Raw genomic sequence first — 16,107 nt, forward strand, 5'->3', positions numbered from 1 at the left:
CCTAAATGCTAATTAAAATTTTCTTTATAAATTAAAGATTTACTTCTACAAATTTGATAATGCCATTAGTAGATATTTTCTAGTAATTTAATTTCATAACAATTTAAATCCACTTACATTCTAAGATTTCTATGGTTAATTTATATTGTTTTTTATTTTTCAAACATTTATGTACTTAAATCCATTTCATACCTACCGTTTTTACCTCTAAATAACAATATCTTATATTAATATAGCTCTTTTACAATTAGATTCCATTTCATTAATCATCTAATTAACTCGATTACTAAAGTTCATCACCATTAGTTTGCAAACAAATTTTTATAAATGAGATACTTAAATTTGTGAGGTGACAATACTATGCAACAACAGGTCGAATTAGATTCCACTCTTGCTGTTTCTTCGAAAAAGACATTATGGAAAAATCGTACATTTACTTTTGTATTTACAGGTTATACCTTATCAATGTTTGGAAATTCATTTCACAGTATTGCTTTAAACCTCTGGGTACTGCAAGCAACAGGAAGTGCCAAATTAATGTCTACAATTGCCATAACTCATATGGTCATGAGCATGTTGTTTTCTTCCATTGCAGGTACTGTTGCAGATAGGGTAGATCGTAGAAAACTAATGTGGATAACAGATATAATAAGAAGTCTTTTAATACTAAGCATCGCATTTTGTATTGCAATACCCGGTACCCCCTTTATTCTTATTATTATCTTAACCGCTCTTACTTCCTGTGCAGGATTATTTCAGTCACCTGCATTCCATGCTTCCTTAGTTGATATTGTAGGAAAAGACAAAGTTCAACAAGCTACTGGAGTATTAAATGTAGCAGATAATGTATCTCGTATTTCGGGGCTAGCAATAGGCGGAGTTGTAGTTGCAGCATTTGGTGGTAGCATTGCTATCTCAGTTGACGCAGTTACTTTTATGTTATCCGCTATTTTAGTGTTGTTAAGTGGAAAGTTTCCTAATTCTACAAAAAAAACAGGAATCAAAAATTCATTTCAAGAGGACCTTGTTGCAGGATTCAAGTATATATGGCAGAACCCTTTTGCTAAATCTGTTATTATACTCTCGCCTACTTTAATCACATTTTTCACTGCTTCATTAATGCTTATTCAAGTAATGTCTGTAAAAGTGTGGAAGGCAAATCCGATTGAATTTGGGATAATTGAATCTAGCATTCCAATAGGTTATATGTTAGGCGCAGGCATTATTATCTTTTTTGATAATAAGTTACATCGACGGGGTTGGTGGATAATCCTTAGTATGGTTTTACTAGCTCCAATCTTTGTAGGGCTATCTTTTGCTCCATCTGTTCTTTATGCAGTACCATTAATTCTCCTCTTGGGAATACTTTTTTCATTTTGTACATTGTTAGTCAATGTGATTATTAAAGTTGAGGTAGATCCTGAGTTACAGGGAAGGACTTTTGGAACACTAGGTTCTCTTACGAGTATTGCATCACCAGTCGCTTTAGCAATTTCCTCATTTTTCGCTGACATTTATGGTCCACCATTAATCTTATTAATAAATGGGGTCTTATTATTTATTTCAGGACTAATTGTACTGTTCTTTCTTAAATCAATTAGATCATATAAATGATTCTTTTTCGTTATAAAAAAATTTAAGTATCCAAACTTGAAAAACGCCGAAATTGTTAAGGATATCAACTCCTTCGGCATTTTTCCTATATCACTTAAGGAGAGATTTTATGCCAAAGAAAATACTTATACTCGGAACCTTTCTGATAGCGGCTATCCTGTTAGGTTGCACAGATATAGAACACAAAGATACTCTCAACAAAATAGAAGCACCCGGAAAAGAACCAGTGGATGTAAAAGAAAAAGTTGCACTTAAACATATGACAGCAGAAGAATATTTAAAAAACTATAATAAAATCAAGAGTACTGTATCTACTCAAGGTATTGAAATTCTTCCATTTAATCTTGAACTAGAAAAGAAATCCAATACATATAGGTTTTATTACCCTAAAGAAGTAGATAAATCAGATCAAGATATGAAATGGGTAAGTGTCATGTTAGGAGAAAACGGAAAAGTAATTGATGGAATTATGTATACTGGCTACGCAGATATACCTACGATTAAGGCAATGATTCAAGCTACTAACATTACATGGACTAATAAATTAGATCAGTTAATTGGCTCAATAGGAAATGAAGATTTTTCAAAAACATTGGAAATTGAAAAAGTGAAACTATCTGTTAAAGGCAATTCGAAAAATATTAAAGTTATGATAGATTCAATGAAATTAGATCCACCTCAATCCCTTTAAAACAAATATAGCCCCAAATTCCTATTTAATTTATTTAAATTTAAACTATATAGAAATTTATTTAACTTTTAATAATTAGGTCTAGCTATGAGACTATACAAAAAATCGTCAGCGCTTTTAAAAAGCAACTGACGATTTTTTTATTCTCTTACATTTTTATTTAAATTGGCATCAACAATAATTCCATTGACATCTATAATAATTATGTATGTTATATATTTCTTAATCTCTTGTTTTAATTAAATAACAGATTCGCTATGCGAACCGAACAAACAATCTCTTATTTCTCCATGATTATACAAATGCGCTTTAAATTTTATACAACTTGAAACTGACCCACCAATTTCATCTTTATTTGATGAGGCCTTTTCTATTTTTAAATCGTAGTGCTTTTAATATAGTTTCTTTCATGATTTCGTTTCCATTTCTCTTTTGTTTCCGTTGTTCTTGAAATGAAATTGAAAATTAATTATAGTATCCCAAATGGTATACACAGGCTATTTCATACAAATGATTGACCATATTCTTTAAATTGTATTGAACCATTAATTTTTGAATTACCAATAATATTTTTCTGGGTTATTACATTAAAGTTAATATTGTTATATATTTATATTCGGAATAATTATATCTTACATTTAAAGGGAGAATTTTAATGGATAACCTACTATTGAAAAAGGACTTAACAACGGATCAAATGGTTCTTGTTACTTCAGAGTTTGAGAAAAAGAAAAAATCAAAAGGACTTGCTTACCTAATTTGGTTTTTTCTAGGCGGACTTGGTGGTCACCGCTACTACGCACGTGACTTTGGTATGGCAATTGCCATGACACTGACTCTTGGAGGGCTTGGTTTCTGGGCTTTAATCGATGTTTTCTTTATTGGAAGCCGAATTGGTAAGAAAAATGAAATGTTAGAACGTGAAATTATTATGAAAGTTAAAAAGATGACTGCTTCAAAACGTTTATCTTCATAAAAAGCCTCCTTTGGGAGGTTTTTTATACAAACACTTCAATTTATGTTTTCACTAAATACTTTTTCCAATAACAAGTATCCTCCCCACATAACATGTAGCCATCAATACATCATACACATTTCTAATTCTTGTTTCTCACTGCGTGTAATCATATACAACTTTACGTAACTCGTCCTTACTTCTCTTTTTATGTATTTTTATGTTTTAAGAAAATGACTCCACCAACTAGTAACAACAATGCTCCCACTTTAATAGACTTGAGACTATTATGGAATTGGTACTGCAGATATTTCGATGCAAAATTGCATTTTTAATTCAGATATATTGATGTATAATGAAAATGAACTACTCAACATTTTTATTTTAAGTTAGTATATCAAACCCTAACTACCTAAAAAACTCAAGTAAACGTATCTTATGTCATTTTAAAAAATACAAAAGTACCTTATATAATATAAGGTACTTTTGTATTTTATGTTTTAGAATTCCTCGATTTGAACATATAATACAGATTACGAACCGTTTTATACGTATCTCAGTTGAACTGCAGAATCACATATTGTTTTAACTACTGCTATTCTTCTCTAATTACATCTATAACGTTATCCTTTTTAATTTTCCGAAGCGGAATTAGTACCGATACATAACTAATCAAAAGTGCAGTTATAAATGTGATAAAGCTAGATTGATAAGGTATAATCCATTCAAACGACACCGTATTTGACAGTGCTACATAAAGAATATACGACAGCATACAGCCGAAAAAGATCCCTTGCATGCTTCCAAAGAAACCGTACAGAAGTCCCTCATATATAACCATCTTTTTCAAATCCTTCTGCGACATACCAATCGATTTTAAAGCAGCCAATTCTTTTCTTCTCATAATGATGCTGACTGTAATGGTATTTAAAATATTTACACAACCAATTAGTGTAATAACAGCTATAAATCCGTACCCTAATATTTTTATATAAAGTATATTGTCTGTATGGAAATTACTTTGAACAATATTATTTTGTACATCTATAGATGCATCTCCACCCAGTTTCTTTTGTATATCTAAAATTGTAGCATCAGCCCGAGATTGATTCTCTAAATCAATTTCAAAACCTGTTAATTTTTGTGGAGATGGTGTAATATATTCAGCTATTTGTTCACTAGTAATAAAAGTTATGGTATCCATCACTCTGCTCATATTAAAAATGTCCAATTCTACAATTGCAGCTATTTTTAAAGTTTCTAGTTTTTCTTCATTGTAGGAGACTCCCTCTGTAGATTTTCTTTCTTGCTGACTTGTTATTTGGATTTCATCCCCTACCTGAAAAGTGCTTAGAGAACCTATATATTTTTTACTTGTATTCATATCATTTGATGCAGCTTGTTTTACTAAAACAACCTCTTTTTCACGATTTAATTTTGAAATATCAATTCTTCCACTAGTTACATTTTCAGCTAGTTTCTTTAAACTATTCTCATCGTATGCTTTTATTTGTGTTTTCATAATTTCTACAGTTTGATTATTATATTTTATTTTTTGATACAGCGATTCATTTCCTTGTAATTCTTTAATTTGTTTATTTTTTGGTACTTTTGTATAAAAATTATTTGCCTGATATTGCTTGTACAGCTTCTCTACGTTATTAACTTTATAAATATTTTGACTCATACGATCTATGCTAGGCTTGTCTAAATTTGAATTAACCGTAACTGATATATCCGATTTTAGAGCTTGAATTTCCGGTTGTTTACGCTGAATGGCAGTATCTATGAGAAACGTAAACGTGATATACAGTACACTACTTATAATAATAGACAAAATTGTAACTGTATATCTATTGGGATTCCTTTGGATATTTTTTAATGCCATACTTAACGGAAAAGATAGTGGTTTCTTTAATTTTGTTCTCTTTTTTTTCTTTATTTTTTCTTTTTTTATAGCTAATCGGCTACTTACGGCCAATAACGGTGAAATTCTACCTGCAAAAAAAGCAGGAAAATAACTTGAAATATAAACAGTTATCAATGTAATTAAAGAACTTACACATATAATTAACCAATCTAATTTAATTGTATATCCCATAGAGTTTTTAAGTACGTTTATCAGTACTTGATTAAGTAAAAAGACTACTAATATACTGCACAAAATCCCAAAAAAGATAGCAATAATAGAAAGAAATGTTGCTTCTCTTATCACAATTTTTCTGATTTGTTTTTTTGTAGCTCCAATACTCCTCAATAGCCCAAACTGTTTCATTCGCTCTACTATACTAATTTGAAATGCATTGTAAATAATAACAATCGTTGAAATCACAACAATCCCAATACTTATAGCGGCTGCCGCCATTATCTCCACACTAGGCTTTAAGGCTTTCTTTAATTGGTCATTCACTCTTATATTTTCTTTATTCGTCAATAATTTAAATTGATTTTCAACTTCATCAAAGTTTGCGTACTTATGCAATTCAATCAATACGCTACCTTCTCCAACTTTAAACTTATTTTTATATGTCAATAATTGACCGGGTTTATTTTCCTGATTACTACTAGACTTATTTAACAAACCAACAAGTTTATATTTTTTTTCATGAATAGTAAACATACCGCCTAATTTAAGATTAGGCCCGAAGTAAGGCAGCATCCATTTTTCTAAAACAGCCTCGTTTTCATTTGAAGGTAGCTTACCTTCTACAGGAATACTAGACTTTAACAGCTTCAATGCTTGATGATCTGCATACATATAAGAGACAGCTATCTCATCAAATTGGATTACCTCTCCTGGAGTTATGATGCCATAAGAAGATATATTAGGATTACTTTTTATCATATTGAAAAGCTTTTGATTATAATTTTCAACTGAAATATTTGCAGAACCCATAGAACCTTTTTTAGCATTTTCAATTCCCGAAGTGTATCCACTATTAAAAAAAAGTCCAATCGTTGTTATTAGCGCCAACGCTAGAATAATACCTGTTAATGTTAGCAAAGTACGTTTTATATTACTTCTGAGATATTTTTGACTTAACTGTTTGTAACTATGAATCAATACTCCTCCCCTCCACATTTTTCTTGATTTTGCACTAATTGTTTATCTGAAATAATCATGCCATCTGTAATGGTTATAATTCGATCAGAGTTTGATGCGATAGCAGGATCATGAGTAATTAAAATCACCGTCTGATTATATTTTTTAGCCGTTACTTTTAATAAATTCAGAACTTCTTTTGTATTTTTTGTATCTAGATTTCCGGTTGGTTCATCCGCTAAGATAATATCGGGTTTATTTATAAGAGATCTACCAATAGATACCCTTTGTTGTTGACCACCTGATAATTCAGAAGGCAAATGATCTCGTCTTTCATTTAACCCTAGTGTTCTTATAATTTCATCCAGGTAATGATCATCTACCTGTTCTTCGTCCAATAGAGCTGGCAAAGCAATATTTTCTTGTACATTCAAGACAGGAATTAAATTAAAAAACTGAAATATAAAGCCAACTTTTCTTCGGCGAAAAATAGAGAGTTCATTATCTTTATAATTGTAGATATTTTCATCACCTATAAACACATTTCCCGAACTCGGACGATCCAGCCCTCCTAAAATATGCAATAAGGTACTTTTACCAGAACCTGATGCTCCAACTATGGTTACGAATTCTCCCCTACGAATGGAAAGATTAATTCCTTTTAACGCCTGTACTTGCGTTTCTCCTTCTCCATATGTTTTTACTACATTTTCTAATCTAACAACCTCCATACAACTCATCCTTTTCACAGATTAATTTTGAATCTCTACAAAATAGATTTTATCCTTATCGTACTCACCATTCTCGTCTTTCACTGCATACACTTTCGAAACGTATTCGACCACCTTTTTTACCTTGTTTTTATTTTTATAATCAAAATTTTCTTTTGCAAACTGAATTAACGAAAGGCTTACTTCTTTTTCTTTTAATTGTTTATATGTTTCCTCATTAACAATTACTATCGGTGATGAAAAATAGCCAATCCAATTATTTTGTTCAATATGTTGAACAGGTATCATTTGTCCATTTAAATTTAAATTTCCATCCTTAACTTCCCCATCTTCCGCATTTTTTCTATAAAAGATGTTTTTTTCCCTCGCTAATTCTTTTATTTCTTTTACCGAGGCTGAAGTCATTGAACTATCTTCTTTAGATAAGGGTGTTCTTATAATTCCTTTTTTTAAGAATTTTTCAGCTGTAGATTTTGTAATAACCGCATATTGTTTCTTTGTAACAGATGGTTTATTAAGTTCCTTGTCTATCTCTTCTTCAGTCATATTTCCTCCTTTTTCTTTCCATTCTTTCTTAATTTCTTCTTTCTGTTCGGTAGTGAATTCTTGTTTGATTATTTCTGTGACCAATTTATAACTATAATCTGTTGTTCGTACGTTTTGATCTTTATACAGATTTTTGACAGCTGATATATTTTCTTTCGTTCCAGATACCATGATACCGTTTACTGGTTGTGAGGGACCATTTATATACCGATTTACAGCAAACCCTATACCTATAAAAATTGCTGTTACTACTAGAAAGCCTATTATTTTTTTCATTTTCTTCCTCCTCATATACTATGTTTAATCTGGGATTAGAACAGTAGGTTTTTTCTTTATATAAACAGTGGCTACAATGCTACAAGTCTTAATAAAGAATGATTACTTTCAGTATAGACGTCTTTAATTGTTAATTGAATAACTCTTGTCTTACTATATATACTTTAATCTTACAGTTTAGTAAGATTACTAAATCTAACTTTTTATATACTCGTAACTCTGATTAAGATATACTTTAAAATTAAACGGCTTTTATACACTTATTTAAGTACACACATACTTTTCAAATTCTCAAAAATCCGCTCCCATTCGGCTCTTATTCTCAATGATCTGTTTTTTAAAATTCATTTACATAATTAATGTGAATTCAAATTTCATTTAACATTTTTGTATAAGATAACTTAAACAAAACTTTACTGATTGTATAAAAACGTACAAATTCAACAAGACACTATTACAAGGTTTTTCAAAATTTAAGCAAGTACATGTATGAATTACATAAATATTCTGCTTTAAGTAATTGTTGTATCTCATTATGTACTGAAAAGCTTTAAGTCGATTTGGGTATTATGCTTATACTCAGAAAAGCCTCTAAAAATCCATTTCCATACTAAACTATTTTAAATTAGCCAATCAACGTGTAAAATAACTGTCATAATCTAAAATACTGCCATAATCAAAGACAAATGAGGAGAGATACTGTGGATAAAGTATTATTCGTTGAAGACGATAACGATCTAGGAATGGCTATTGAGTTTACTCTAAAAGGAGAAGGACTTGAGGTCATAAGAGTTTCTACTGTACAAGATGCAAAAGACCAATACGAAAATAATAAATTTGACTTAGCTATATTGGATGTTGGACTCCCAGATGGAAATGGGTATGATTTATGTACCTATCTTAAAAGAAAAGGTGATATACCTATTATTTTTCTCACAGCACTGGATGAGGAGGCAAATGTAGTAATGGGCCTTGATATTGGTGGAGATGATTATATAACAAAACCCTTCAGGGTAAAAGAGCTATTATCTAGAGTAAAAGTACAATTAAGAAAAAAAATTAAAACAGCTTCTAATACTATATTGAAGTCTGAAAATATACAGCTTGAAGTTGAAGCAGCCAGAGCCTTTAAGCATGAGAAAAGTATAAATTTAACACATTTAGAATACAAACTCTTATTAACGTTAATGCTAAATCCTCATAAAGTGTTACAAAGAAATGAGATATTGAAAAAAATAGCAGATGAAGGTGAAGTGTTTTTCGATGAAAATACTCTTTCTGTTTATGTAAAAAGATTGAGAAGTAAAATTGAGGATAATCCACAAAATCCTGACTGTATAATCACACAAAGAGGTGTCGGATATTTCTGGAATAAAGACGTCAGTAAGGAGTAATTTAATGATAAATAGAGAAATAAAAATTAATATACTTACATTAGCATTAATCTCTTTTTTATTTATTATATATCAAGTTATCACAGTTCATATTCTATATGACCATTTAAAAAATGATTATATTACTATTTGGAGTGAAATTACTGGAAAACTAATTGAACAAAACCCAGAAAATGAATACGAAATAATACAAGCACTTACAAATGATACAGCCAATAAAAATGATTATTCCAGTGATGGAGAAATGCTATTAAAACAATACGGTCTATCTGCTGAATTGGATTCAAGACTTTTTCCTTATTTAAATAAACATATATCCCAAAACAATATATACATGTTCCTTGGAGCAATAGGGTTCAGCTTAATCCTAATTTTTCTAAATTACTTACAATATAAATCTTTTTTCTTAAAAATTAGAAATGTAACAGCTGCAGCGAATAAAATTATTGAAGGTGATTACACCATTGATATCAAGGAAAATAGAGAAGGTGATCTAGCTAAACTTGCTAATTCTTTTCATAAACTGAAAAATGTTATTAGAAAAAGTATGCATAATTTAATGGAAGAAAAACAATTTTTAATTCAAACTTTACAAGATATTTCTCATCAACTAAAAACACCCCTCTCAACACTAACAGTGAACAATGATATCTTATTACAAGGTAAATTAAATGAACAACAATATCATTTTTTACACAATAATGATGTTCAAATTTCAAGAATCAACTTTTTAATACATAATTTATTAAAAGTTTCAAAAATAGATGCTAGAGCAATACTATTTGAAAAAGAAAACTCTGATATTATTGATACAATTTATGAGGTCATTGCTAGTTTGAACAGTAAATTAAATAAAAAAAATATGAACATACATTTAAAAACCAATGAAAAAATATCACTTTTCCATGACAGTATTTGGATGCAAGAAGCTTTATTAAATATTTTAAAGAATTCCATTGAACATTCAAATGATAATAGTTCTATTTATGTTGAAGTCACAAACTCTCCTATTCATACTGAAATAATAATTCAAGATTTTGGTGAAGGTATTGCATCAGAAGATTTGCCATATATATTCGATAGATTTTACAAAACAAAAAATTCTAATAAAGAAGGCTCCATTGGAATTGGCTTAGCACTAGCGAAATCAATTATCGAAGCTCACCATGGATTTATTAAAGTAGAAAGTCAAAAACACTCATTCACTAAATTCACAATAACTTTTATGAAGTATTAATAGTTCATAAAAGTTATTGTAAAACCCTAACCCTTGAGTATAATTTTTAAAAATTAATCATCTGTAAAAAAAGAAATTCGATTAATTTTTCATAAATGACTGTAGAGAAATAACTTTTTCGTTTTAGGGGTAATTAAAAATCTTAGCTTGATGGGCATAGAGTCACAATATCAAAAAAGAAAACTGTGCGTTTGAACAGAATTTAGACATAAAATAGCCGATTCCTTGTACGCTAAGGGATCGGCTATTTATTTTACTGTTTTATATAGTGTACAATTTCTCGCTTACGAGGTCTGTGTAGCAACCAAACCAAATCTTACGTTAAGTATTAGTGGGCATCAAAAATAGTAATGACTAATCCAGATTAACATTGATCTGATTCACAATTAAATATACCAATATGTTAAATGACTAAATAATACAAACGGTATGAAGAGAATTACTAGTCTTTTCATACCGTTTTACGTTTGTTCTTAAGTTTCATACGAAATTCGTGGAAGGATAGCAGCACTATTTTATAAATAAGGCTCAAAAGTTACCATACCTGACAACGGAAATATTAATGTAACCCTAGTTCCCTTATTAACTTCAGAATCAATGGTAATTTTCATACCTAATTTTGAACACAGTTTTTCGCATAGATACAATCCCATTCCTGTACTTTTGCTAAATTTCCTTCCATTCTCTCCAGTAAATCCTTTCTCAAAAACTCTATTTATATCTTTAGTTGCTATCCCTACTCCATTATCCTCTATAGTTAGTATTACTGAGTTAGTTTTCTTAATTGAGCATATACGTATCATTTGTTCTTTGTTATTTGAGTACTTTATAGAATTTCCTATTATTTGATTAATAATAAATTCAACCCATTTTCCATCACTATATACAATCTCATCAATATCCTGTATATCTAATTTTATTCTCTTATGAATAAAATCCCTATAGTTTCTTTTAATTACATTCCTTACTACATTATCAAGGTTGATTGGCTTGATAATGTAGTCTTTATTAACGTTATTGCTTCGAGAATAATACAGAACCTGTTCTACAAACCCCTCGATTCGATCCATTTGAGAGTCAATTTTATTAGTTATTTCATTTTGATTATTTTCAATTATAAGCTTTGTAGAAGCTATTGGTGTCTTAATTTCATGCACCCATGTTTCTATATATTCTCTGTAATCCAACTGCATATCTCTATAATACTTTACATTTTCATGCATATCTCTACTTACTTCTTTCAGTATAGCGTTAAGCTTTTCTCCATGTATAAAGTTTGCTTCCTTTACTACTTCTGGAAGTAAGTATTTTTTCTCCAAGTTTTCTAAGATGCCATTAATCTCATTATAATAATTTTTACATCTTATAAATTCTATAGACATATATGAAATCAATGGGAAAAACCAAATACAAAAGACAAAGAATACGATAATGAACGGAATATGCGCAGTCAGCAATATACCTGCTAATATGATATATCCTAGTACATTTGATAGTATTACTACTATTTTATCTTTAATAAATTCACCTAAATTCATGGCATTATATACCCTAAGCTTCTTCTTGTTGCAATTGGATTTTCTATACCTATCTCTTCAAGCTTTTTTCTTAATCTATTTATATTAACAGTTAAGGTGCTATCATCCACAAAATAATCAGACTTCCATAAAGTTTCTATGAGTGAATCTCTTTTTACAATATTTCCACGATTATTTATTAAGCATGAGAGTATTTTAACTTCATTTTTAGTTAACTCTACAGACTTGTCTTGATAAGTAACTGTTGCATTTGAAAGATTTAAATTAAAATCCCTATACATTAAGATATGATTTGTCTTTAAATCTCCAGATGTTCTTCTTAAAATGTTTGTTACTCTTGCTAATAGTATTTCTGTATTATAAGGCTTTGTTATAAAATCATCTGCTCCTAAATTCATACTTATTAGTTCATCTACATCACTATCTCTGCTTGTAACCATGATGATTGGAACATCTGAAGTTTTACGTATTTCTCTGCATATATAATAGCCATCGAACACTGGAAGATTTATATCTAGTAATATAAGGTCTGCATTCTCACTTTCTATATATTCGATAATATGATTAAAATCTGTGGGAGCCTTTACTTCATATCCATACTTTATAAAAAAATGTTGTAATTCTTCTCTGATGATTTCATCATCTTCAATCAGAATGATTTTTTTCATGACTTTTCCCTTCCTATATAGAATATAAGGCTATTACATCTTGAGAAACAAGGTGTAATAGCCTTAATGAGCATTATAAAATCAAGTATTACTTTTTACAATATTTTTATACCCGACATATGTCGTGTAGAAATATCCTACATAAACTACAAGAAATACTAAGCCAGTCATCAATGCTGGTAAAGTAATGTCTGTTTGATGAAATGCGTTAATAAAATTATTGACTAAATAAATTCCAACTACAGAATGAATTAGGGCAAGAGTAACTGGAAGACTAAAGTATACGAAAGTTTGAATAAAAATCGTTTTGTCGATCATTGTTCCGTTTGAACCAATTCTCTTCAAAGATTTATATCGATCTATGCTATCACTGGCTTCTGATAATTGTTGAAGAGCTAATACAGCCATACTTGTTATTAAAAATACAATACCTATATATATCCCCATAAACAGTATGACAATTTTCAACCCCTTATTTTCCGCATAAGCTTCATCCTTTGATATGCCTCTTATAGACAAAATATTTAATTTTGGGCCATTTTTGTCATAAAAGACCGGTGTAACGTTATCATATTTTTTATTATATTCTTCTCTATTTTCATCTAAATAATTTACATTGAGTACGGATGTACTAATTTTGTAGCCTGATAAAAACTCATCATTTATAACAATTGCGAAGAAATTAGTTATCCCCTCAGAAGTGTAAAGATTCTCTTGTATAACTTTGGCGTTTTTTACCAGATATTCTTTTTCTTTAATATCCATCTTATTGCTATTTTTTAATCTTTCATTTATCGAATTAACCAACCGGTCATTATTTGATAAAAATAAAACTTCATTGTTATTTAAAGTGATTTCCTTTTCGCCTTTAAGATTTAAAATTTTATTATAATCAGATACTTTAATGAAATCCGCACCGCTATCCCTAAAATCTTTAATTACTTCTGGTACAAAGTCCATCACTTTCATCCCTGTTTGATATACATTATAAGATACATATTTTTCGTTATTACTTATTTTAAAATTAAATTTATTTAATACGTCTTCTATCGTGTAACTTTCATCCCTATTCTCCAACATAATACTGGCATCAAATGGTGTTGCTTCTTTCATTGTTGCATCTATACTTCTTTTTAAGCTGATTCCTGTAGATAAAACCACCATTGTAAGGAATAACATTAAACAGATTACAGACATGGATATAAAATTTGTATTAACCTTACTATTTATTTGTTTGATGATAAATATATTTAACCCTTTAAAATAGACTTTTTTATTCTTCTTTACAACATATAATATAAATCCAGATAAACTAAAGAAAAAAAGAAATGTACCTAATATGCCAAGAATGATCGATACCATGAACATAGGATTCATATAATTCAATCCGATTTTTAATACAGTCACATATGCATATCCAAGTGATGCTACACACATAATAAATGTGATTACATAGATAAGAGGATTTCTAAATTTTACATCTTCGTTTTTTCTACCTGCTGTTAACATATCAATTATTTTGTATTTAGAAACAACATATACATTAAATAACATAACAAGCAAAAACATGATTCCAAAGTATAATACGGTTTTACCTATAGCACCTGTTGAAATTGCAAATTTATATTTATTCATAGGCAAGTCAAATAACTTTAATGCAAATGTAGATAATCCCTGTGATACTCCAATACCTATTATAAGCCCACTCACTAAAGATATAACGCCAACTAGAAATGTCTCTGTTACTAATATTCTAGATATGTTTCTTCTTCCCATACCTAAAGTCATGTATATTCCTAATTCTTTTTTACGTTTTTTGATTAAGAAATTATTTGCATACAATATTAAACCACCTAATATTACGGATACAAATACTGACACATTTGAGATAACTTTCATTAAAGTAGGCACATACTCTCTACCTGAAGCGTCAATTTCCATAAGCGCTTTTTGTGATTCTATTGAGTTAAAGCTATAAAATATACAAACAGCCAGTGTTAGTGTTAAGAAATATATCGCATAATCTTTAAGACTTTTCTTTACATTCCCAATAGCAATTTTAGAGTACATTATTATCGTCACCTCCAAGAAGGGTTATAACTTCGATAATTTTAGTAAAGAATTCTTTTCTGGAATCATTTCCTCTTACCAACTCAATAAATATTTTGCCATCATTAATAAATAGAATTCTACGAGCATAGCTTGCTGTAAATGCATCATGAGTAACCATAAGTATGGTAGCTTTTAAATCCTTATTAAGACTTTCAAATCTTTCGAGTAATAATCTAGCTGATTTAGAATCTAACGATCCTGTTGGTTCATCTGCAAGTACTAAAGATGGATCTGTTACGATAGCTCTTGCCGAAGCAACCCTTTGTTTTTGTCCACCTGATATTTGATACGGGTATTTGCTTAATACTTGTTCAATGTCTAAATATTTTGCAACCGCTTGTATTTTGCCATCAATTTTTGAACTTGCCTCACCTTTTATAGTTAACGCTAGGGCAATATTTTCATAAGCAGTAAGGGTATCTAATAAATTAAAGTCCTGAAATACAAACCCTAATTCATTCTTTCTAAACTTGTCTAGTGACTTTGATTTTAACCGTGTAATGTCACTATTATTGATTATTATTTTTCCCGTCGTAACATGATCAATCGTTGATATACAGTTAAGTAATGTAGTTTTTCCACTTCCTGAGGGCCCCATTATCCCAACAAATTCCCCCTCATCTACCTTAAAACTAATATTATCTATAGCCTTTGTTACATTATCTTTATTACCATAATATTTTTCAATTTTTTCTACACTTAATATATTTCGCATTAATACTTCTCCTTTTTCATTATAAAAATTCTTTAACTCCCCTTCATTTTATATAATTTCATTAATAGTATCGGTGGAATTACATTTCATTAACATTACATTTTTGTTATATTGAGTGATACCTCTCTACATGTAAGTTATCAGAAATCGCGATGGTATATGTAAGAATTATTCGATGCCTTACCAAGGAGGCAGATAAATGTAGGGCTATCGATTCTGGTGCAAAAACGATAAAACTTATGTAATTTGCGGAAATAAACAAAGTGGTTACAGCGTAACAACAGCTCTATTTAAAAGACATGAATTCATAGTCATTTCGGCAGTTTTCTGATTTAGATTGGATACAGCACAATTGTAAACGACACCTAATATATCAAAGACTGTCTTTTTCTCATATCGATGCGATTCCCGTCCATTTTTCTGTAAGAGGTCAAACAGACGAAGGCAAATTTTTAATCCTTCTTGGGTGTCTTTCTTACGATTAGTCAACCTATATTTTTAGGTTTTTACTGGAGTGAATCTCAGAATGAACAAGTACTAGTTATCATGCATACCAAAGAACCCTAATATATACTCGTTTTTTACTA

The 16,107-nt window shown here is 29.7% G+C and carries 12 protein-coding genes and 2 pseudogenes; 5 read left to right on the forward strand and 9 right to left on the reverse strand.

The window, feature by feature from the left end; all coding sequences use genetic code 11:
• Window positions 1–360 precede the first annotated feature (360 nt).
• Both D1166_RS29690 and D1166_RS29695 read left to right on the forward strand, forming a co-directional pair.
• The gene (locus D1166_RS29690; RefSeq protein WP_097879708.1) at window positions 361–1,614 is read left to right on the forward strand and encodes an MFS transporter; all 1,254 of its coding nucleotides are present in this window, start codon (window positions 361–363) and stop codon (window positions 1,612–1,614) included.
• 109 nt (window positions 1,615–1,723) lie between these two features.
• Window positions 1,724–2,305, forward strand: a complete 582-nt coding sequence (locus D1166_RS29695; RefSeq protein WP_118043537.1) for a hypothetical protein — start codon at window positions 1,724–1,726, stop codon at window positions 2,303–2,305.
• Between the two features lie 283 nt (window positions 2,306–2,588).
• Here D1166_RS29695 and D1166_RS32040 read toward each other — a convergent pair.
• Window positions 2,589–2,845 (reverse strand): annotated as a pseudogene (locus tag D1166_RS32040) (IS3 family transposase); the annotation flags it as partial.
• Window positions 2,846–2,960: 115 nt separating this feature from the next.
• Between D1166_RS32040 and D1166_RS29700 the strand changes: the two are divergent.
• Window positions 2,961–3,281, forward strand: a complete 321-nt coding sequence (locus tag D1166_RS29700; protein WP_000369371.1) for a TM2 domain-containing protein — start codon at window positions 2,961–2,963, stop codon at window positions 3,279–3,281.
• 574 nt (window positions 3,282–3,855) lie between these two features.
• Here the strand turns inward: D1166_RS29700 and D1166_RS29705 are convergent.
• From D1166_RS29705 to D1166_RS29715, 3 genes are read right to left on the reverse strand one after another with little or no spacing between them, the layout of a single operon-like run.
• Window positions 3,856–6,324 (reverse strand): ABC transporter permease, encoded by a 2,469-nt coding sequence (locus D1166_RS29705; protein ID WP_097879710.1) that lies wholly within the window; start codon window positions 6,322–6,324, stop codon window positions 3,856–3,858.
• A complete protein-coding gene (locus D1166_RS29710) occupies window positions 6,321–7,034 on the reverse strand; it encodes an ABC transporter ATP-binding protein (protein ID WP_065230008.1) in 714 nt (237 codons plus the stop codon). The genes D1166_RS29705 and D1166_RS29710 overlap by 4 nt, the downstream gene beginning before the upstream one ends.
• A 21-nt stretch (window positions 7,035–7,055) precedes the next feature.
• Complete coding sequence (locus D1166_RS29715) at window positions 7,056–7,856, reverse strand: lipoprotein BA_5634 family protein (RefSeq protein WP_098221080.1); 801 nt, start codon at window positions 7,854–7,856, stop codon at window positions 7,056–7,058.
• A gap of 701 nt (window positions 7,857–8,557) precedes the next feature.
• Between D1166_RS29715 and D1166_RS29720 the strand changes: the two genes are divergently transcribed.
• Together D1166_RS29720 and D1166_RS29725 are read left to right on the forward strand one after the other, a co-directional pair.
• Window positions 8,558–9,250, forward strand: a complete 693-nt coding sequence (locus tag D1166_RS29720; protein ID WP_000362055.1) for a response regulator transcription factor — start codon at window positions 8,558–8,560, stop codon at window positions 9,248–9,250.
• A 4-nt stretch (window positions 9,251–9,254) separates the two neighbouring features.
• Complete coding sequence (locus D1166_RS29725; RefSeq protein WP_047387410.1) at window positions 9,255–10,487, forward strand: sensor histidine kinase; 1,233 nt, start codon at window positions 9,255–9,257, stop codon at window positions 10,485–10,487.
• A 515-nt stretch (window positions 10,488–11,002) separates the two neighbouring features.
• Here D1166_RS29725 and D1166_RS29730 read toward each other — a convergent pair.
• From D1166_RS29730 to D1166_RS29750, 5 genes and pseudogenes are all read right to left on the reverse strand, one after another.
• On the reverse strand, window positions 11,003–12,025 hold the full coding sequence (locus tag D1166_RS29730; RefSeq protein ID WP_098221081.1) for a sensor histidine kinase: 1,023 nt from the start codon (window positions 12,023–12,025) through the stop codon (window positions 11,003–11,005).
• Entirely contained in the window at window positions 12,022–12,693 is a 672-nt protein-coding gene (locus tag D1166_RS29735; RefSeq protein WP_000720523.1) for a response regulator transcription factor, read from the reverse strand. The genes D1166_RS29730 and D1166_RS29735 overlap by 4 nt, the downstream gene beginning before the upstream one ends.
• An 81-nt stretch (window positions 12,694–12,774) precedes the next feature.
• The gene (locus D1166_RS29740) at window positions 12,775–14,763 is read right to left on the reverse strand and encodes an FtsX-like permease family protein (protein ID WP_098280116.1); all 1,989 of its coding nucleotides are present in this window, start codon (window positions 14,761–14,763) and stop codon (window positions 12,775–12,777) included.
• On the reverse strand, window positions 14,753–15,520 hold the full coding sequence (locus tag D1166_RS29745; protein WP_001244394.1) for an ABC transporter ATP-binding protein: 768 nt from the start codon (window positions 15,518–15,520) through the stop codon (window positions 14,753–14,755). The genes D1166_RS29740 and D1166_RS29745 overlap by 11 nt, the downstream gene beginning before the upstream one ends.
• Window positions 15,521–15,787: 267 nt before the next feature.
• Window positions 15,788–15,997 (reverse strand): annotated as a pseudogene (locus tag D1166_RS29750) (hypothetical protein); the annotation flags it as partial.
• Window positions 15,998–16,107 lie beyond the last annotated feature (110 nt).

The organism is Bacillus sp. ISO11, from assembly GCF_003458115.1.
Classification (GTDB): domain Bacteria; phylum Bacillota; class Bacilli; order Bacillales; family Bacillaceae_G; genus Bacillus_A; species Bacillus_A cereus.